Below are 17,735 nucleotides of genomic sequence, written 5' to 3'. Positions count from 1 at the left end.
CCCCCGTTTATGCGCCCAGAACTCTTCAACCAGCATGAGCCGTGGAACCGGCTTTGCCGGGCCACAGGCGGGCGGCCCCCTCGGGGGGCAAGGAACTACACGGAGTGAGTGACTGTGGGGGCCAATGGAAGCCACAAGGTAAAGCGCGTGCCCGCCGGCCCCGATTGCCAGTTGACCGTGCCGTCAATGGTTTGCGCGCGGCGCCGCTGGTTTTGCAGGCCTTTCCCCGCGGCGTCGCCAAAGGCTTGGTCGACATCAAAGCCCTGGCCGTTGTCTTCGATGATGACCTGCACCCCGGCGCCTTCGATGGCAGTGCTAAAGCGGATCTCGGTCGCATGCGTATGGCGCAGGATGTTGGCCACGCTTTCCTGGATGATGCGCAGGATGTGCAGCGCGCTGGAAGGGTTCAGCCAGTCCAGCGTGGGGAGTACCTGCACTTCCCACAGCAGCGTGACGCCGGTGCCTTCCAGCCGGGGTTCGAGCCGGAAACGCAGTGTGGCCAGCAGCAGCAACAGGTCGGCCTCCACCGGCTCCATCGAGTCGATGGCGAGCTTCAGGTCGTCCATGCAGTCCTTGAGGGTCTGCGTCACGCGTTCGTCACTCATGCCGCCGACTTCGATGGAGCGGATGGCGCTGATCAGCGTCGAGCCCAGGCCGTCGTGCATGTCCTGCATCATGCGCTGGCGTTCATCGCTCAGCATCTGCTGCTGGGCGATCTCGCGCAGGCTGCGGTGGCTGGCTTCAAGTTCGGCTTCACGCGCCCGCAGGCGCTCGGCCAGGCTGGCGTTGACCTGCTCGACTTCCGCAATGGCGCCGGTGTAACGGCGGTACATCACATAACCGAAGACGCTGAAGGTGATCGCGTTGGTATGCGGGCCCATATACCAGCTTTCGGGGCTGATGAAATTGTTCTGTACCAGCCAGTCGGTCGCGCTAAAGAGCGTGGCCAGCACCGTCCCGATGGCCACCACCATGGCGCTGCGAGAGCGCCCCCAGGCGTTGATGACGCCCGCCACGCTGACGCTCACGCCCATCAGTGCGGCCACCACATACAGCACTGGTGTGGTCCTCGGCGTGTTGGGCAGGGCCGACCACAGGGGCAGGGTCAGCAGGGCCATCAGCACGGACGCGGTGATCAGTGCCCGCGTCAGCCACAGTTGCTGGCGCCGGTGCAGCAGGCCGATTGAAAAGTGCACCACCGTGACCAGCCAGAACAGCGAGTTGACGGTGAACCAGGCAAACCAGTCGTTGGCAATCGGGAAGCTCACATAAAAATGCAGGCCCCGCACGAAGGACATGACCGCCAGCACAAAAAACAGCAGATAGCCCGGCTCATGCCGGCGCCGCAACCACACCAGCAAGGCGAAGATGCCGACCGCGAGGAAAGCCGAGCTGAACATGCCCGGCAATTCCTGCTGCAGCCATTGGCGGCCGCGGTAGCGCCAGCTGATGGCATCCACCGGGCCCAGCCACAGTGATGACAGCGCCACCTGCGTCGCAGCCGTGTGCTCGATGCGCAGCGTGATCTCGTGCGGCGGCCGGCCATCGGGTGATTTCTCCAGCAGCACCCACAGCGGCGTGTGCGGGCTGTTCCATAACGGGCCTTGCTGCTGTGCGGTGTGTACCAGGTGACCGTCGGCATACACCGCGAGGGTGCCGTCGGTGCGCACGCGGGCCGCATACAGCGCCAGCGGCGTGGACGATGCCGGGGCCTGCGGCACGGTCAGTCGAAACCAGCTGGTGCGTGTGACGGGGGCCACGCCGGCGGATGCTGCAGCCCGGGCCTGTCCCAGCAACGCTATGGGCAGGGCATGCGGCAGCGTAACGGGTTGCCAGCGGTCCAGCAGGATTTGGCCGTCGAGGGTGAGCGGTGGCGAGGTGAAGCCCGCATCGGTTTGCACCTGCCAGTCAGCCTGGGTGAGATGCAGGGCCGCTGCGTTGGGGGAACCACCCTCGCGGGTGCCTGCAGAGTCACAGGCGACAAGACCCGTCAGCACCGCAGCTGCTGCCAGCAGCGCTACGGCCGCACGGGGCGAAAAGCGCAAGGGGCGCAAGAGGCGCGAGAGGCGGTGGTGATGAAAGGGCATTCGCGCGGGCAACTACTGCGCCAAAATGCCCTGGTTCCTGGCTTCGTAGATTGCTTCAGCCTTGGAGGTCACCTTGAGTTTGCTGTAGATGCGCCGCACAAAAGTGCGCACCGTGAAGTGCGACAACTCCATCAACCTGGCGATTTCCACCGCAGTGAAGCCTTTGGTGATGTAGTCCAGCACTTCTTTTTCACGTGCCGACAGCAGCGATGACGCGTCGATATCGGCGGGCGTCGTGCCGGCGCCGGCTGCGGTGCTGCGGCGAAAGCGCGCCAGCACCTGCCGGGCGATGATGGGGCTGATCGGGCTGCCGCCGCTGGCCAGGCTGCGGATCTCTGCCGCCATCTTCAGCGGTGAGCTGTCTTTCAGCAGGTAGCCGGCAGCGCCGGACTCAATCGACTGCATCACATGCGTCTCGTCGCCAAAATTGGTGCTCACCATGATGCTGCATGCCGGCCACTGTCGGGAAGCCGCGCGGATCACGTCGATGCCAGAGCCATCGGGCAGGCCTAAATCAACCAGCAGCACATCGGCCGGCGGCTGCATCAGCATCTGCAAGCCTTCGGCACGGGTACCTGCCGCGCCCACCAGGCGCATGTCAGAAGCGCCTTGCACCACGCGGCTCAGCGCTCCGCGAAAGCCCGGATCGTCCTCGACGATGGCGACATGGATCATGGGCAGGTCTTGTTCAGCGGGAGGTGCATTCATCAGGCAGACATTTTGCGACGGTTTTCGGGTACACGACTCGCTATTTGTGTAGATCGTTTGTTCTACGTGCAAGCCGGTAACGGGTGTCTTGTCACCGGCAGGGCCTGTTCACTGCCCCGTCGGTGCCGATCATCATGCCATCCGGCCGACCGGATCGCTATATTTTTGATAGCTGTCTGCGCCCATTGCTGTTGGTCTGCAGCCCGATCTCGTCTCTAGAACGGGGCACCTGAAGGTATCTGGCGTAGCGCATATGCGCTACAGACAGCGGCTTTCGTGATTCGTACGATGACGGCCAGTCGGCCAGAGCGTTCCATAACAGCCGGGGCGCGGGCCCGGCTGATTGGCGAACCGCCTGGTCCGCTGCAAGCTCCGCCCTTCAACGAAAGTCTTCCATGAAAAGCCACGCCAGCATGAACCGTATTTACCGCCTCGTCTGGAACGCGGCTTTAGGGTTGTGGGTGGCTGTGGCTGAGAACGCCAGAGGCAAAAGCAAGGGCGGCTCTGCGCGTAGCAGCGTGCTGTTCGGCTCGGCACCGGCCGAATCGGCTGAAGGGGGTGGCGAAGGCGCGGGCTTCAGGCTCAATACCGCCTGCCGCGCAGCGCTGGTATTGCTCACTTCTCTTGCCGTGGTCACGCACCAGGCGCGTGCTGCCGATGCGGCCAATGCCAGCGTGACCGCGGGTGCGGCTGGCATCACCACGGTCGGCAACACCACCACGATCAACCAAAGCTCCCAGCGGGTAGCCATCGACTGGACATCCCTGTCTACCGCAGCGAACGAAGCGCTGAGATTCAACCAGCCCAATGCGCAGGCGATTGCGCTGAACCGCATCACCGGCAGCAGCCCGAGCGAGCTGCTGGGTAGCCTCACGGCCAACGGCCAGGTCTTCATTCTCAATCCCAACGGTGTGTTGTTTGGTGCGGGTTCTCAGGTCAACGTTGGCGGCCTGGTGGCTTCTACCCTTTCCATGAGCAATGCCGACTTCATGGCCGGCAACAACGTGTTCACGGGTTCCGGTGGCTCGGTGGTGAATCAGGGCACGCTGAACGCAGGGCAGGGCGGCTATCTGGCACTGCTGGCGCCCGAGGTGCGCAACGAAGGCGTCATGACCGCGAGCCTTGGCACGGCGCTTCTGGCAGCCGGCAACAAGATCACCCTGAATCTGGACAACGGGAGCCTGCTCGGTTACAGCATCGATCAGGGCGCGATCAACGCACTGGCCGAGAACAAACAGCTCATCAAGGCCGACGGCGGCCAGGTGCTGCTCGGCGCCAAAGCGCTGGACAGCCTCACCATGGGAACCGTCAACAACACCGGCGTCATTGAAGCGAAGACGATTGCCAACAAGGCCGGCCGCATCATGCTGATCGGCGACATGGAGCACGGCATGGTCAACATGGGCGGTACGCTGGATGCCAGCGCCCCGGATGGCGGTGACGGCGGCTTTATCGAGACAAGCGCCGCGCACTTCAAAATCCTGCCGGGCTTCAGGGTGAACACGCTGGCGCCGCGAGGCAAGACCGGCACCTGGCTGCTGGACCCGGCCACGATGACCATCGCGGGCGGCACAGGCGGGGCCGCCGACACCATTTACGAGGACACGATTGAAGCGATGGGTTCCGACGTGGTTATTGAGGCCACGGATTCGATCAACGTCACGGGCACTTTCGGCAATGGCGATGTGGAGCTCCTCAGTGGCCGCAATCTCACCATCAGAACCACAGGCCCCACCGGTACCGGCATCGACCTCACGGGCAGCACGCATGGCGCCGGCCTGACGTTCAAGGTTTCCGGCGGGGGCTCGGCGAGCGTGACCACAGCCGCGGCCAGCCAGGCCATCAAGACCTCCGCAATTTCCGTGACCGGCGGCGCCGGAACGATCAATATCAACTCCGCCGGCGCGCTGGATATCAGCAACACGGTCCTGCAGACCAGCGGAGGCGCGATCACGCTGTCCGGGGCGGGCCAGGCCGGGAGCTCGGGCGTTCTGGTGTCCCAGAGCACCGTGAACGCCGGCACCGGCGCCCTCACCATCAACGGCACCACGACAGACCAGTCGCAGTATGGCGTGCTGCTGGACCGCTCCACGCTTACCAGCGGCAATGCCAACATCAACAGCGCCGATAGCGCCGTGAAGCTGGCGGGCACCAGCGTGGCAAGCACCGGAAACATTACCGTCGAAGCGTCGGGTGCCAGGACGAGCCACCACGCGCTCGAGCTCGTCAATGAAGGCGTCACGCAAACCAACGTCGGCGTCAGCGGGGGCGGAACGATAAACATCACCGGCAGACTGGTGAACGGCGGCGGCAGCGCCACGGGCGGCTCTTCGGGCGGCGTGGTCGTCACCAATTCCAGCGTGACCGGCGGTACCGGCACCGTCACTATCGCCGGTGACGTAGGCACGACCGGGGTCATTGCTCAGGTGGCCCGCGGGGTACGGCTGGATTCTTTGGCCAGGATCACGGGTGCGGGCAACATCGACATCACCGGGCGTACAGGGTTGTTTTCCCTGGCAGGTACTGCCGGCGTGGAACTCGGCACCGGCTCGGAGGTATCCAGCACCGGCGGCTATATCACCGCTACCGGCCGGGCCGGTGTCAGTAGTGCCGCCACCGAGGTCAAGGGCCTTATAGCAAGAGGAAAAGTGCAGTCCGGCACCTTGCGCAGCATCACGCTCGACGGTTCGTCCTCGTTAAATGCTGCCGGGATCAGCGGCTCCGGCGTCCTCATCGATGCAGGCGCAGACATCATCGCGGGCAGGCTTGGTTTTAACAGTACGGGTTTGTTCAGTAGTTCAAACGGGGGAACGGCGAATATTACCGGCATCTCCATGGTGGGCGGCAGCATCAACTCGACCGGCGAGATCACCATGATCGGCAACCTCGGTGGGACAAGTTCTATGGGCGGGGGGCATGCCGTGAGCCTGACCGGCGGCAGCATCAACTCCAACACGGCGGCCATGACGCTGCGCGGAATGAATTTTCCAGCGGGTGCAATTGCGCCGGCCGGCAGCTACGCCCTGAACATCGACGGCACCAGCATCACCAGCGGAGGCGGTGCGATCACGCTGCTGGGCGACCGCATCAACATCGGCTCCGCCGTCAACGCGGGCGCGGGCAAGGTGCTGGTCAACACGGACATCTTCAGCGCCAACCAGCCGATCACACTCGGCGGCGCATCAGAAACCGCCGCCATGAACCTGAGCAACGCCGAGCTTAACCGGATCACCGCGTCGGTGATCGCGATCGGCAGCACTTCCAATACAGGCGGCATAGTCATCGGCAACACCGGCGGCGCGATCAACCTGGCCAGCGCACCCAGCTTGAGCCTGATAAACAGCAACGCTGCAGGTTCGGGCATCTCGCAAACAGCGGCATTCACGGTTGCCAACCTGAAGGCCGATGCACAAACCGTCATCCTGGCCAACTCACTCAACCAGATCAGCCAGGTCAGCGGTCGCGCCTACGGAACGAACAATTTCGAGGTTAGCTCCTACTCTGCATTGTCGGTGGGGACGGTGGACGGAACGGCCGGCATCACCCAGTCCGGCACCGGTCTTGTTGCGCTGCTAAGCCGCGGCGCGCTGTCGCAAACCCAGGCCATCGTCGCGAACACCTTGCAGGCCACCAGTTTCGGGGGCATGACGCTGGCCAACGCAGGCAACCAGATCCAGAATTTCGGCAGACTTAACAACAGTACATCGGGCGACATCACCCTTCGCAACACCGCCGCCACCGCCAGCTTCCAGGGCAGCTTCAACAGCGCCGGCCGCGTCGATATCGCCAACACGGGCAATATCTTGATGGTGGGCTCCTACATGCCTTTTTTGAGCAACGCCACGGGTACGACTGCGGGCACCGCCGGCTTCAGCATGGTGGCCACGGGCGGCATCAGTACGCAAACTGTCCAGACCAACATCAATCCCCTCTCGGGTGGCTCGGTCTACCTGGAGGCGGGCAACGGCAGCATAGGCGCCAGCACCGCCCGCCCCATCACCATTTACACGACCGGCCCGGTCGTTGCGGTGGCGAGCGGCGCCGGTTCACAGGTCAACCTGGACCTGGCCAACGGCGGCACCCTGGAAAACGTCAGTGCAACGGGCGCGGTGAACGTCACCGCTGCCTTCGCCCTGGCGGTCAAGACGGTGTCCGGCAGCTCGGTCACTCTCAGCTCCTCGCTCGGAGCCATCCTTGACGCCAATGGCGCGGCCAACAACATCACCAGCACCACGCTTAACGCGACCGCACGGGAAAGCATCACGCTGGGCACCAATGTGACCGGCCTGCAAACGCTGGCGACCACAGAACCTGGCGCTGCGGGCGACATCAGCCTCACTGCCGCCAATGCGCTGAGTACCAGCAATCTCGCCATCAGCACTAACGCCGGGTCTGCGCAGACAGTCAGCGTGTCATCCGCGGCCGGCATCACGGTCGACAACGCCTTCGGCAATGCGCAGGACAAGTTCAAGCTGATCACGACCGGTGGCAACATCGCCATCAACGGCGCGCTGACGGCCAGCGAACTCACGCTGAGCACCGCCGGTACCAGCACACAAACCGCGGGCATCACGGCCACCGGCCTGGAGCTGCTGGGCACGGGCACGCACATCCTCAACAATGCAGGCAATGCGGTCACGACGCTGGCCGGCAACACAGGCGATGTGGCCTACGCGCAGGCCGGTGCGTTGACGGTGGGCACCGTCAACACGGCAGGCCTGACGGGCACCGGAAAGGTGCTGGTGCGCACCACCGGCGCAGCCAGCGACCTCACGCTGGCCAACAGCGTCACGTCCGGCAGCGCAGCCAACGATTCGCTGGTGCTGGCCGCCGGGCGCAACTTTGTGAACAACGCCGGGGCTGGCGCGCTCAACCCAGGCGCGGGCGGCCGTTTCCTCGTGTATTCGACCGATCCGGCTGCCAGCACCCTGGGCGGCATGGCTTCCACCGGCAATGCCTTTGGCCGCAGTTACGCCGCCAATGCGCCCAGCGATGCGTCGATGACCTCGATCACCGGCAACCGCTTTGTCTACAGCGTTGTGCCGACGCTCAACGTCAGCGGCGACAACCAGAGCAAGGCTTACGGCGGCGCCGACCCGGCTCTCACCTACGCCGTCAACAGCGGCCTGGTGGCGGGCGACACCGCGGCCAGCGCGCTGAACGGTGCGCTGTCGGCGCCCACAGGCGCTGCCACGACCGGCCCCACACATGCCATCACGCAGGGCACGCTGGCATCGGCCCTGGGTTACAACGTCGTCTATACCAACGGCACGCTGACGATGACCGGTACGCCGCCTTTGCCTGCATCCCTTTTCGGCGTAACTTCAGCGCTGGATGGGCCTTATGTGACCGCGCTCAACACCATTGCCGGCACGGGCAATGCCATGGGTGGCGTCACGGGTGGCGCCGATAGCGCCAATGGAGATGGCACAGGCAGCATATCGAGCGCGGTGGACGACGATCCGTTCAACATACTGGATGATGGCGCGCGCATGAAGGCGTTGAATGCCGCCGCAGAGGCAGCCCGCCAGGACAGAGGCGAATAGGCGGCAGCTTGGGGAGGAGGCGGGGTAGGCGAGGCCCTGGTGGGCCTGCGGTGAGACTCTGCGCAGGCAGCCTGCACGGGTGTGGTGACCTTGCTGGCCACTGGCTTGCCTTTGGTGACTGCCAGTACAGGCAGTACTACGCCCGGCACGCCAGACACAGTGCAGTACAGGATCGCGCTGCAAACCGTCTACCAAACCAGCCGCGAGACGGTCAACAGCGGCCCCGCCAGCTTCATTGAGCCCGACAACCGCGACGATGAGGCGGGCGGGAATGGCAACGGCAGTAACGGCAACAGCGGTGACAGCGGTGACAGCGGCGACGCCAGGCTGTTGAACTCGCTGGTCAGTATCGTCAGCTGCGGTTTATTGATGCCCAAAAGCGTTAGCCACGCCACTTGTGAATAAACCATTTTCATGGCTCTTCATTAGCTCAGTCGGGCTGTAGCCATTTATGGGCGGGCGCAAGCAGCTATTAAAAATGTAGCAATGACTCCGCGAAAGCCAAGTCGTCCCCCAACGATGGCAAGCTGGACGCGCGGCCTGGCCATTTCGGAGCCTGCAGGGAATCCCTGGTTGGGCTGAGCGCTTACATCAATTGGGGCGCCGTTGGGCGACGTTGGGCGACGGATTAGGGTGGGCCTCATAGCGCATTTGTGCTACAGGCAAAACCGGCAGATATAGTTACGATTGGTTTCATGTCCCTAAAAATGGGGACATACAGGATGAGCTGTCTCTGCGACATTGCCGGAGCGGTCACGCTGGACGTACTGCATCCGCAGTATGGCTGCATGAGAGTCGGGTACACACAATTGCAGGATGTCGCCCGGGGCATCGAAGCCATGGCCCTGGGGGGGCGATGGGGTGTATGGATGGTCAGCTGCCATGAAGGAGCAGTGGCTTGTGTTGGATGAGCATTAAGAAAAGTAGAGCGAAACAATGAAACAGAATTCGTTACCCCTTTCCGCGCTGGCTTCAGCCCTGATGCTGGCCTTGCATACCGGCGCCTGGGCGCAGACTGCCCCAGCCCCCGACGCCGGCCAGGTGCTGCGCGACCTGCAGCAGGCGCCCGCCTTGCCGCCGCCACAGAGCGTTCCGCTGCAGCGCATCGAAGAGTCAGCCGACCCCAGCCAGAAAGGCGAGGCGAGGGTGCTCGTCAAATCCATCACCATCACCGGGAATCAGGAGATTCCCAGTGCGCAGCTGCAACCGCTGGTGGCCGGCCTCGTCGGCGCCGAGCGGTCGCTGAGCCAGCTGAACGCCGCCGCCCGCCGCATCACCGCCTACTACCGCAGCCAGGGGTTTGCCGTGGCCCGCGCTTATTTGCCCGCGCAGGACATCACCGATGGCGCTGTCACCATCAGCGTGATTGAAGGGCGCATTTCCAGCCACAAGATCAACAACCAGTCGCTGCTGAGTGACGAACGCGCGCAGGCCTACCTGGGCCAGGTCAAGGACGGCGACGTCATCAAGTCCGACCAGATTGACCGCGGCCTGCTGCTCTTGCAGGACACCCCCGGCGTCAGCAACTCGCGCGCCACGCTGCAGCCCGGCGCCAGCGTGGGTACGTCCGAGCTGCTGATTGAGGTCAACCCCGCCAAGCCCTATAGCGGCAATGTTGTGGTCGACAACTACGGCAGCCGCTACACCGGCGAATACCGCGTGGCCGGTACGTTCAACCTCGTCAGCCCGCTGAAGATCGGTGACCAGCTCACCGTCAATGCACTGACCAGCGGCCGCAACCTCAGCTTCACGCGGCTGGCCTACCAGTTGCCTGTGGGCAGCGACGGCCTCAAGGTAGGCGCCGCGTACTTCGATACGCGCTACAAGCTGGGCCAGGAGTTTGAGACCTTGCAGGCCCATGGCACGGCCACCGCCGCCAGCGTGTTTGCCGCTTACCCCTTCATCCGCAGCCAGCTTAAAAACCTGAACGGCACCGTGTCGGTTGAAGACAAGCAGCTCAAAGACTATGTAGACGCCACCTCTACCTTCACACCCAAGAAAGTCCTGGTCACCACCTTCGGCCTTTCAGGCAACCTGCAAGACGCCCTGGGCGGCGGGGGCATCACCGGCCTGGATTTGTCGGTGGCGATGGGCAACCTGCGTATCAACTCGCCCACCGCCTTGGCCATTGACGCGGCCTCGGCCCAGTCCAACGGCAGCTACACCCGTGTTTCTTATGGCGCCAACCGTCTGCAGCGCTTTACCGACAGCACCTTCCTGGCGGTGTCGGTGACGGGCCAGCTGGCCAGCAAAAACCTGGATTCGTCCGAGAAGTTCTCCTTGGGCGGTGTCAACGGCGTGCGCGCCTATCCGCAGGGTGAGGCTGGCGGCGACGAAGGCTACCGCGGCACGGTTGAGTTGCGCCACAACGTGATGGCCAATGTGCAGGCTACCGTGTTCTATGACTGGGGCAAGGTCACCATCAACCGCAACCCTTTCGGCGCGGCGGCTTCCAACAGCCGCCAGCTGGCCGGCGCGGGCTTTGGCCTGAATGCCAGCCTGGCGGGTGTGCAGCTGCGTTCTTCGCTGGCCTGGCGCACCGACGGCGGCCTGCCGACTTCCATCCCGGCCTCATCGGCCAAACGGCCCACGCTGTGGCTGCAGGCGTCCATGGCCTTCTGAAGGGCCTGGTATCTGAGGCTTGCCGGCGGCTCTCAAATTCCCGAAGTAAATCGGGTGTTTGGCTAATAAGGACGGGCGCAAGCAGCTATCAAAAACATAGCGACTTCGAGCACTGCCTTGCGGGTTGCCGTGTAAAAGTTTTTTCGGCCTGGTGATTTGGAGCAGGGCGGTAAAGGGGCGGCACTATCGCGCGCTAGGCGCGCTGAAAAAATAGCGCGCCGAGGTTTCCAGGACGCGCAAAGCGTTTGCCCTGACATCGCTTGAGAGCTGCTTAGGGGCTTGCACGTAAAACGGCCAGTTGGCAGAGGTGCGGCCCTGTTGTGGCCGGGTGAACGGAATGACTGGCGTGGCCAGGGTGACAGGGGTGAAGGGTGGCCTGGTGGGAGGGTCATGTAGAAGCTGCATGTCAGTCTCTGGGTTGGTTGTTCTATGGAAATCACTTTTGAAGAACAATGGTACTGTACATACATACAGTCTTCAACTATGATTTACCCATGGACACAAACACCCCACCCGAATGGATTGCCCGCTGCGCTGAAAGGCTGCACCAGCGATGGCACACCGTCGGGCCTGACCAGCTTGAAGAGGTCGCCGCAGTCATCTGGCAGGACGTGAACCTGCGGCGCATGGCGCCCGCTGACGCCGCGGCGCTATGGCTCAAGCCGGTTGTGCCAGCCCCAGACGGGGCATAGCGGGCCGGCCGCAAGCGGCGCAGCGCGCAGCGGCCTTACTTTTTCATTTCGTCCTTGCCCATGGCGTCCTTGGCCATGGGGTCTTTTTTCATCTTGTCTTTTTTGGCCATGGCCATCTTGTCGTCCTTCTTCATGCCGTCCTTCGCCATGGCGTCTTTACCCATGGCATCTTTCGCCATCGGGTCCTTGGCCATGGCATCTTTTTTCATCGCATCCTTCTTCATGCCGTCTTTGGCCATGGCGTCTTTGCCCATGGCGTCCTTTTTCATCGCGTCTTGCGCCATGGCGCTGCCGCCGGCGAAGAGCATGCAGGCAGACAGGAGGGTAGCAGTCAATTTGTTCATGGTGTTGTCCTTGAGTGGTAGTGAATGAATGGATTGTTGAAAAAAGGCAATCGTTAAATGATTGCCCGCGTTGCAGGGTCTCTGAGCGGCGCTCAGCTACCTCCGAACCAGTTGTAGCCCTGGTCTTCCCAGTAGCCTCCAGGGTAGGTGTTGGTGACAAAAATCGCCTGGATGTGTTTGGGGTTCTTGTAGCCCAGCTTGGTGGGCATGCGCAGCTTCATCGGGAAGCCGTATTTGGGTGGCAGCGGCTGCCCGTCGTAAGTCAGCGCCAGCAGGGTTTGCGGGTGCAGCGCGCTGGGCATATCGATGCTGGTGAAGTAGTCGTCGGCGCATTTGAAGCCGACGTACTTCGCGCTCAGGTCGGCGCCCACATGACGCAGGAAACTGCCGAAGTGCACGCCGCCCCATTTGCCGATCGCGCTCCAGCCTTCCACGCAGATGTGGCGGGTGACCTGGTCCACTTGTGCCATGGCGTGCAACTCGGGCAACGCCCATTTGCGCCTGTCGGACACCATGCCCGTGACTTCCAGCCGGTAGCTGCTTTCCTCGATTTCCCGGATTTCGTCCTCGCCGTAGTAGGCGTTAAAGGGGAAAGGCCGGGTGATCATGGATTCGGGGTAGGTCGGCGCCAGGCGGTTGGGGTCAAACAGCAAGCCCTGCACTTCGTCGTTGATACGCGAAATCTTGCTGAGAGCCGTGTTGACGCTTTCGCTGTCGTCCAGCATGCAGCCGGTCAGCATGGAAAGGCCACCCAGCGTGAGCGAGGTGCGTAAAAAATTGCGGCGCGCCGTGCCGAGCTTGCGGGTGTGGGCAATGCGTGCAACGGCTTCGTCCAGCACAGCGGCGCTGTCGATGTCCATACGGGGAGGGGGCTTGATGATCATGGGGAATCCTTGCGCTTTGCGGCGGTTGGGCAGTTCGGCGGGTCAGCGGCCGCGAACCATGTAGACGAGGGTGCGCGGCACCAGCGCCACCATCACCAGGTGAACCGCGACGAATGCGGCCAGCGCGGCCATGGCGAAAAAGTGAACCAGGCGCGCACCTTCGTAACCCCCCATCAGTTCGCGCAGGAGCGGAAACTGCACAGACTTCCAGAGCACCAGGCCTGAAACGACGAGCAGGACACTGTCCACCATGACAAAGAGATAGGCCAGGCGCTGTACGGTGTTGTAGTGGCTGGGGTCGGCATGGGCCAGCTTGCCCTTGAGGGCCGCCAGCAAGTCGGCGACCAGCGCCTTGGGTGAAAGCGGAAAGAATTTGTGAAAGAGCCGGCGCGTGACGATGTTGAACGCCAGGTAGAGCAGGCCATTAAAGAACAGCAGCCACATGGCCGCAAAGTGCCACTGCAGCGCGCCGCCCAGCCAGCCGCCCAGCGTGAGGTCTTTGGGAATGCTGAAGCCCAGGAAGGCAGTGGCGTTGTAGATGCGCCAGCCGCTCATCATCAGCACGACCACGGCCAATGCGTTGAGCCAGTGCATGGCGCGCAACCAGCCAGGGTGGATGATCTGACGGGACGTGTTCATGAAATGCTCCTCTTGTGCTGGCCGCAACGCCCGGTTTTCCAGTGGATTACCGGGATTTCCGCCGCAGTCTTGCTGCGTGTTGCTGTTTGGTCGGGCCGGGCACGCACTTCTTACACGCTGATGGCATTTATTTGCAAAAAAGGGCCCCGGGCTGGCTGGATGGCCTTGGGTTGGCTGGCGCCTAAAATCGGCCGGTGTCCCTGCCCAAACCCGCAATAGAGCCAAGATGCACCGCTACAAAAGACTGATCGCCGTGGTCGCGTTTCTGGGCCTGCTGCTGGCGGTGTTCCAGCTTTCCGGTTTGCGCGACAACTTCAGTCTGGTCTTCCTGCACCAGAAATTCCTGGACAACGAAGTCAGCGGCTTGCTGATTTTTATCGCGCTGTTTGCGCTGGGCAACCTGATTCAGATCCCCGGCTGGATTTTTCTGGCCGCGGCTGTGCTGGCGCTCGGCGAGATGTGGGGTGGCCTGGCAACTTACCTCGCAGCCGTGATCTCATGCGCCTTCACCTTCTGGCTGATTCGCCTGATGGGCGGGGACGCTTTGCGGCAGATCAAGGGTCGGTGGGCTCAACGCACGCTGGCTCAGCTGGACGCGAGGCCGGTGGCGAGCATCGTGGTGCTGCGCACGCTGCTGCAGACCGTACCGGCGCTGAACTATGCGCTGGCAATGTCAGGCGTGAAGTTTCGTGACTACCTGGTGGGCACCCTGCTGGGCCTGCCGCTGCCGATTGCGCTGTACTGCGTGTTTTTTGATTACCTGGCGCGGGTGTTGAAGGTGCCGGGGTACTGAACCTAAACGGCGTTGCCTGCCATGCGGGAAAAGAAGGGCAGCGCAATCGCTGCCGCAAGAGAGAAGAAAAAAACCAGCCCATAGGTCATCAGGGCGAGCAAGGCTCCGCCTTTCAATTCAAGGGGTGCACCCGCCCTTGTTCTGGCTCGCGAGCCGAGCCACCATGCACCCAGACCCAGTTGTGCCGCCAGTCCGGTGGCCAGGTCCACAAGGGATTGGCGTATGGGGTCCGAGCCGGCGCCCAGCGACCTGACAACAGCACCGACGGCGAACAGAACCATGAACAGGACAACACCGAAAATGAATGCGTGTTTCCAGCTCAGTTGCGTACGGCGATAAAGCCAGGCCGCCAGTTTGACGCAGACAACATACGAAAAAATGGTGAATGCAATCGGGACAAGGCCGGGAAGTTCTGGCATGCGTCAATCTCCGCAGTCAAGGGCCTTGCCCAGCACATGCTGGTAGACCGCCAGGTCTTGCGCCGAAAAGCAGCAGAACACCACTTCCGTCAAGGAAGAGGGTTGCTGCAGAGCCTGGCGCACGCTGGCCACTGCGACCTGGGCAGCCAACTCAATCGGGTAGCCGTAAATGCCGGTGCTGATGCTGGGGAAGGCCATCGACGTGACGCCTTTGGCTGCCGCGATTTCCATGGCGCGCCTGTAGCAGGAGGCCAACAACTCAGGCTCGCCGTTGTTGCCGCCGCGCCAGACCGGACCCACCGTGTGGATGATGAACTTCGCCGGGAGCCGGTAGCCTTTGGTGGCTTTGGCCTCGCCGGTTTTACAGCCGCCCAGCAGGCGGCATTCATGGACCAGTTCAGGCCCTGCAGCGCGATGAATGGCACCGTCGACACCGCCGCCGCCCAGCAGCGATGAATTGGCAGCGTTGACGATGGCGTCAAGCTGCAGTTTCGTGATGTCGGCCTGGACGGCCCGGAGGGTTGCAGGCATGGCGACCTCTCTGGATGGCTGAACCTTGCTGGGAGAAACGCGTGCCCGCAGGAGCGGGCGCGCGCTGTCTCACAACACCTTGCTCAAAAAGCGCTTGGTACGCTCTTCCTTGGGGTTGTCAAAGATCTCCGCCGGTGAGCCCTCTTCGATCACCAGGCCTTCGTCGATGAACATCACGCGGTCGGCCACCTGGCGGGCAAAACCCATTTCGTGGGTGACGACCACCATGGTCATGCCTTCTTCGGCCAGGGCCTGCATCACGGCCAGCACTTCGCCGACCATTTCGGGGTCGAGCGCAGAGGTGGGTTCGTCAAACAGCATGATGCGCGGCTGCATCGCCAGCGCACGGGCAATTGCCACGCGCTGCTGCTGCCCGCCCGAAAGCTGGTTGGGGTAGGCGTCGATCTTTTCGAGCAGCCCGACCTTGACCAGCAGTTCACTGGCGCGGTTGCGTGCCTCAAGTGCCGTCAGCTTGCGCACCTTGGTGGGCGCCAGCGTGATGTTTTCCAGCACGGTTTTGTGCGGAAACAGGTTGAAGCGCTGGAACACCATGCCGATTTCCGAGCGCAGGGCATCGACGTCGGTTTTGGGTTCATGTACGGACACGCCGTGCACCAGCACCTCGCCACCGCTGGCGTCTTCCAGTCCGTTCAGGCAGCGCAAAAAAGTGCTTTTGCCCGAGCCGGAAGGGCCGATGACGCAGACGACTTCGGTGGCCTTGATGGCGCAGTCGATGCCGCGCAATACCGGCGTGTGGCCAAACTGCTTGGTCAGCCGCTTAACGCGAATCACCTCGTCCATAACGAGCCTCCAGTTTTTTGACAAGGTAAGCCAGGCCCAGCGTCAGCACCCAGTACATGAGGGAGATGGTGAGGTAGGGCTCCCAGTAGCGTGAATAGGCGCCGGCGACGGTGCGCGCGGCGTAGGCCAGTTCGGCCAGACCAATCGCCGAGATCAGCGACGAGTCTTTCAGCAGCGAGATCGCGTTGTTGCCCAGCGGCGGCAGCATGCGGCGAAAAGCCTGCGGCAGCACGACGTGGTACATGGTGCGCGGAAAAGACATGCCCAGCGAACGCGAGGCTTCGACCTGGCCCTTGTCGATGGACTGGATGCCGGCGCGGAAGATCTCGGAAATGTAGGCGCCGGCATTGAGCGTGAGCGCCACGATACCGGACAGGAAGGCGCCGTAGTTCTGCTTGATGTCGCGCGCTGTCTCGCCCGAGATGATCAGGCCGTCAGTCGGGTTGATGAACAGCGGCAGCACTGCGAAGTGGATCAGCAGGATCTGCACGAACAACGGCGTGCCGCGGAAAAAGCTGACGTAGACGGTAGAGGGCCAGCGCAGGGCGTATTTGCAGATCGCGCGCGCGGGCGAGTGGCGCGATTCGGCCACGCGCGCCATGCCGACCGCCAGGCCCAGCAAGGTGCCCTGCACGATGCAGATCAGTGTCACCATGATGGTCATCTGCAGGCCGCGCCAGAACAGCACGCTGTACTCGGCAATGATGTCGGCCCGGAACCAGCCGAACCAGAGGACGTGTTCCATAAGGAGGTGTCCTGATGTTTACTGGGCGGGCAACGCGGGAGCGTCGGCCTGGAACCATTTCTTGTAGATGGCGGCGTAGCTGCCGTCGGCCTTGACGGCGGCCAGGCCTGCGTTGAGTTTGTCCTGCAGCGCCTTGTTGCCCTGTTTCACGACGATGCCGAAGTATTCCTTGGGAAAGCTCGCGTCGCTGACGGTCTTGAGCTGTTTGTGTTCCTGGGCGCGAAAGGCGATCACCCCGTTGTCGCCGATGGCGGCGTCCAGGCCGTTGTTGGCCAGCTCGGAGATCACGACCGGGGTGCTTTCAAAGCGGCGGATGTCGGGGTTGGTCTTGCCGAATTCGCGCGAAGCCATGTCGTCGCCGGTGCTGCCGGTGACCACGCCGATTTTTTTGCCGGCAAGGTCTTTCAGGCTCTTGGCCGTGCTGTTGCTGTGCACGGCGATCAACTGGCGGGCTTCGAAGTAGGGGGCGGTGAAGTCGTAGGACTGCTTGCGCTTGTCGTTGATGGTGACGCCCGAGATGACCAGGTCCACATCGCCGTTGTTGAGGGCCGCGAAGATGCCGGTCCAGGGGGTGTTGACGATCTTGATCTGCAGGCCGGATTTCTGGGCGATGGCTTTGATCATGTCTACGTCATAGCCGACAATTTCCTTGGTCGGGCTTTCATAGGCAAACGGACGGTAGGTGGCGCTGGAGCCGACGACCAGCTCCCTGTTTTGGGCCTGGGCTGCGCCCAGCGCACAGGTAAGCAAGCCGGCTGTCGCGGCAATTTTTTGCAGAATGTTCATGGTTGTGTCCAGAGGATCTGAGTGAGGGAAACGCTCGCCGGCTCGCGGAGAGGCCGAAAAGCGAAAGTAGCCAATGGTAACGCGTGCAAAAGCCGTGCCTGGCGCGTTCCGGGCAGGGTTTTCGCGGGGGACGATGCA

The 17,735-nt window shown here is 62.7% G+C and carries 15 protein-coding genes; 5 read left to right on the top strand and 10 right to left on the bottom strand.

All coding sequences use genetic code 11. The features are described from left to right. Positions 1-95 precede the first annotated feature (95 nt). Together AC1DVV_RS08765 and AC1DVV_RS08760 are read right to left on the bottom strand one after the other, a co-directional pair. Positions 96-2,087: a sensor histidine kinase gene (locus AC1DVV_RS08765; RefSeq protein ID WP_457280514.1), complete on the bottom strand. Its 1,992-nt coding sequence runs from the start codon at positions 2,085-2,087 to the stop codon at positions 96-98. Between the two features lie 12 nt (positions 2,088-2,099). Then, entirely contained in the window at positions 2,100-2,795 is a 696-nt protein-coding gene (locus AC1DVV_RS08760) for a response regulator (RefSeq protein WP_457280515.1), read from the bottom strand. Between the two features lie 395 nt (positions 2,796-3,190). On the opposite strand from AC1DVV_RS08760, the gene AC1DVV_RS08755 reads away from it, so the two are divergent. The 4 genes from AC1DVV_RS08755 (at position 3,191) to AC1DVV_RS08740 (ending at position 11,655) form a co-directional block, all read left to right on the top strand. Next, on the top strand, positions 3,191-8,341 hold the full coding sequence (locus tag AC1DVV_RS08755; RefSeq protein WP_457280516.1) for a two-partner secretion domain-containing protein: 5,151 nt from the start codon (positions 3,191-3,193) through the stop codon (positions 8,339-8,341). 114 nt (positions 8,342-8,455) lie between these two features. Next, complete coding sequence (locus tag AC1DVV_RS08750; protein ID WP_477702168.1) at positions 8,456-8,746, top strand: hypothetical protein; 291 nt, start codon at positions 8,456-8,458, stop codon at positions 8,744-8,746. Positions 8,747-9,277: 531 nt separating this feature from the next. After that, complete coding sequence (locus tag AC1DVV_RS08745) at positions 9,278-10,963, top strand: ShlB/FhaC/HecB family hemolysin secretion/activation protein (RefSeq protein ID WP_457280518.1); 1,686 nt, start codon at positions 9,278-9,280, stop codon at positions 10,961-10,963. A gap of 494 nt (positions 10,964-11,457) precedes the next feature. Then, entirely contained in the window at positions 11,458-11,655 is a 198-nt protein-coding gene (locus tag AC1DVV_RS08740; RefSeq protein WP_457280519.1) for a hypothetical protein, read from the top strand. Between the two features lie 35 nt (positions 11,656-11,690). Here the strand turns inward: AC1DVV_RS08740 and AC1DVV_RS08735 are convergent, their stop codons facing one another. The 3 genes from AC1DVV_RS08735 to AC1DVV_RS08725 form a co-directional block, all read right to left on the bottom strand. Then, positions 11,691-11,999, bottom strand: a complete 309-nt coding sequence (locus tag AC1DVV_RS08735) for a pentapeptide MXKDX repeat protein (RefSeq protein ID WP_457280520.1) — start codon at positions 11,997-11,999, stop codon at positions 11,691-11,693. A gap of 92 nt (positions 12,000-12,091) precedes the next feature. Beyond that, positions 12,092-12,883, bottom strand: coding sequence for a molybdopterin-dependent oxidoreductase (locus AC1DVV_RS08730; protein ID WP_477702167.1), 792 nt, complete (start codon positions 12,881-12,883; stop codon positions 12,092-12,094). 42 nt (positions 12,884-12,925) lie between these two features. After that, the gene (locus tag AC1DVV_RS08725) at positions 12,926-13,522 is read right to left on the bottom strand and encodes a cytochrome b/b6 domain-containing protein (RefSeq protein WP_457280522.1); all 597 of its coding nucleotides are present in this window, start codon (positions 13,520-13,522) and stop codon (positions 12,926-12,928) included. 226 nt (positions 13,523-13,748) lie between these two features. Between AC1DVV_RS08725 and AC1DVV_RS08720 the strand changes: the two genes are divergently transcribed. Beyond that, positions 13,749-14,315, top strand: coding sequence for a TVP38/TMEM64 family protein (locus AC1DVV_RS08720; protein ID WP_457280523.1), 567 nt, complete (start codon positions 13,749-13,751; stop codon positions 14,313-14,315). A 2-nt stretch (positions 14,316-14,317) separates the two neighbouring features. On the opposite strand, the gene AC1DVV_RS08715 is transcribed toward AC1DVV_RS08720, so the two are convergent. From AC1DVV_RS08715 to AC1DVV_RS08695, 5 genes are all read right to left on the bottom strand, one after another. Next, positions 14,318-14,734: a hypothetical protein gene (locus AC1DVV_RS08715; RefSeq protein ID WP_457280524.1), complete on the bottom strand. Its 417-nt coding sequence runs from the start codon at positions 14,732-14,734 to the stop codon at positions 14,318-14,320. Positions 14,735-14,737: 3 nt separating this feature from the next. After that, positions 14,738-15,265: an O-acetyl-ADP-ribose deacetylase gene (locus tag AC1DVV_RS08710; protein ID WP_477702165.1), complete on the bottom strand. Its 528-nt coding sequence runs from the start codon at positions 15,263-15,265 to the stop codon at positions 14,738-14,740. A 69-nt stretch (positions 15,266-15,334) separates the two neighbouring features. Then, a complete protein-coding gene (locus AC1DVV_RS08705) occupies positions 15,335-16,066 on the bottom strand; it encodes an amino acid ABC transporter ATP-binding protein (protein WP_457280526.1) in 732 nt (243 codons plus the stop codon). After that, complete coding sequence (locus AC1DVV_RS08700; RefSeq protein ID WP_457280527.1) at positions 16,044-16,811, bottom strand: amino acid ABC transporter permease; 768 nt, start codon at positions 16,809-16,811, stop codon at positions 16,044-16,046. Before AC1DVV_RS08700 ends, AC1DVV_RS08705 begins: the two co-directional genes overlap by 23 nt. 18 nt (positions 16,812-16,829) lie before the next feature. Next, positions 16,830-17,597 carry a basic amino acid ABC transporter substrate-binding protein gene (locus tag AC1DVV_RS08695; protein ID WP_457280528.1) on the bottom strand — a complete coding sequence of 256 codons (768 nt, stop codon included), beginning with the start codon at positions 17,595-17,597 and terminating at the stop codon, positions 16,830-16,832. Positions 17,598-17,735: the final 138 nt, after the last annotated feature.

The organism is Polaromonas sp. P3_B4, from assembly GCF_056402835.1.
Note: the sequence above shows the minus strand (reverse complement) of the source record. Positions and strands in the feature narration are given on the sequence as shown.

Bases quoted from the DNA above. Each gene is read 5' to 3' on its own strand.
- AC1DVV_RS08760 (WP_457280515.1), bottom strand. From the start codon at position 2,795: ATGAATGCACCTCCCGCTGAACAAGACCTGCCCATGATCCATGTCGCC.
- AC1DVV_RS08700 (WP_457280527.1), bottom strand. From the start codon at position 16,811: ATGGAACACGTCCTCTGGTTCGGCTGGTTCCGGGCCGACATCATTGCC.
- AC1DVV_RS08740 (WP_457280519.1), top strand. From the start codon at position 11,458: ATGGACACAAACACCCCACCCGAATGGATTGCCCGCTGCGCTGAAAGG.
- AC1DVV_RS08725 (WP_457280522.1), bottom strand. From the start codon at position 13,522: ATGAACACGTCCCGTCAGATCATCCACCCTGGCTGGTTGCGCGCCATG.
- AC1DVV_RS08755 (WP_457280516.1), top strand. From the start codon at position 3,191: ATGAAAAGCCACGCCAGCATGAACCGTATTTACCGCCTCGTCTGGAAC.
- AC1DVV_RS08715 (WP_457280524.1), bottom strand. From the start codon at position 14,734: ATGCCAGAACTTCCCGGCCTTGTCCCGATTGCATTCACCATTTTTTCG.
- AC1DVV_RS08695 (WP_457280528.1), bottom strand. From the start codon at position 17,597: ATGAACATTCTGCAAAAAATTGCCGCGACAGCCGGCTTGCTTACCTGT.
- AC1DVV_RS08710 (WP_477702165.1), bottom strand. From the start codon at position 15,265: ATGCCTGCAACCCTCCGGGCCGTCCAGGCCGACATCACGAAACTGCAG.
- AC1DVV_RS08705 (WP_457280526.1), bottom strand. From the start codon at position 16,066: ATGGACGAGGTGATTCGCGTTAAGCGGCTGACCAAGCAGTTTGGCCAC.
- AC1DVV_RS08745 (WP_457280518.1), top strand. From the start codon at position 9,278: ATGAAACAGAATTCGTTACCCCTTTCCGCGCTGGCTTCAGCCCTGATG.
- AC1DVV_RS08720 (WP_457280523.1), top strand. From the start codon at position 13,749: ATGCACCGCTACAAAAGACTGATCGCCGTGGTCGCGTTTCTGGGCCTG.
- AC1DVV_RS08730 (WP_477702167.1), bottom strand. From the start codon at position 12,883: ATGATCATCAAGCCCCCTCCCCGTATGGACATCGACAGCGCCGCTGTG.
- AC1DVV_RS08735 (WP_457280520.1), bottom strand. From the start codon at position 11,999: ATGAACAAATTGACTGCTACCCTCCTGTCTGCCTGCATGCTCTTCGCC.
- AC1DVV_RS08765 (WP_457280514.1), bottom strand. From the start codon at position 2,087: ATGCCCTTTCATCACCACCGCCTCTCGCGCCTCTTGCGCCCCTTGCGC.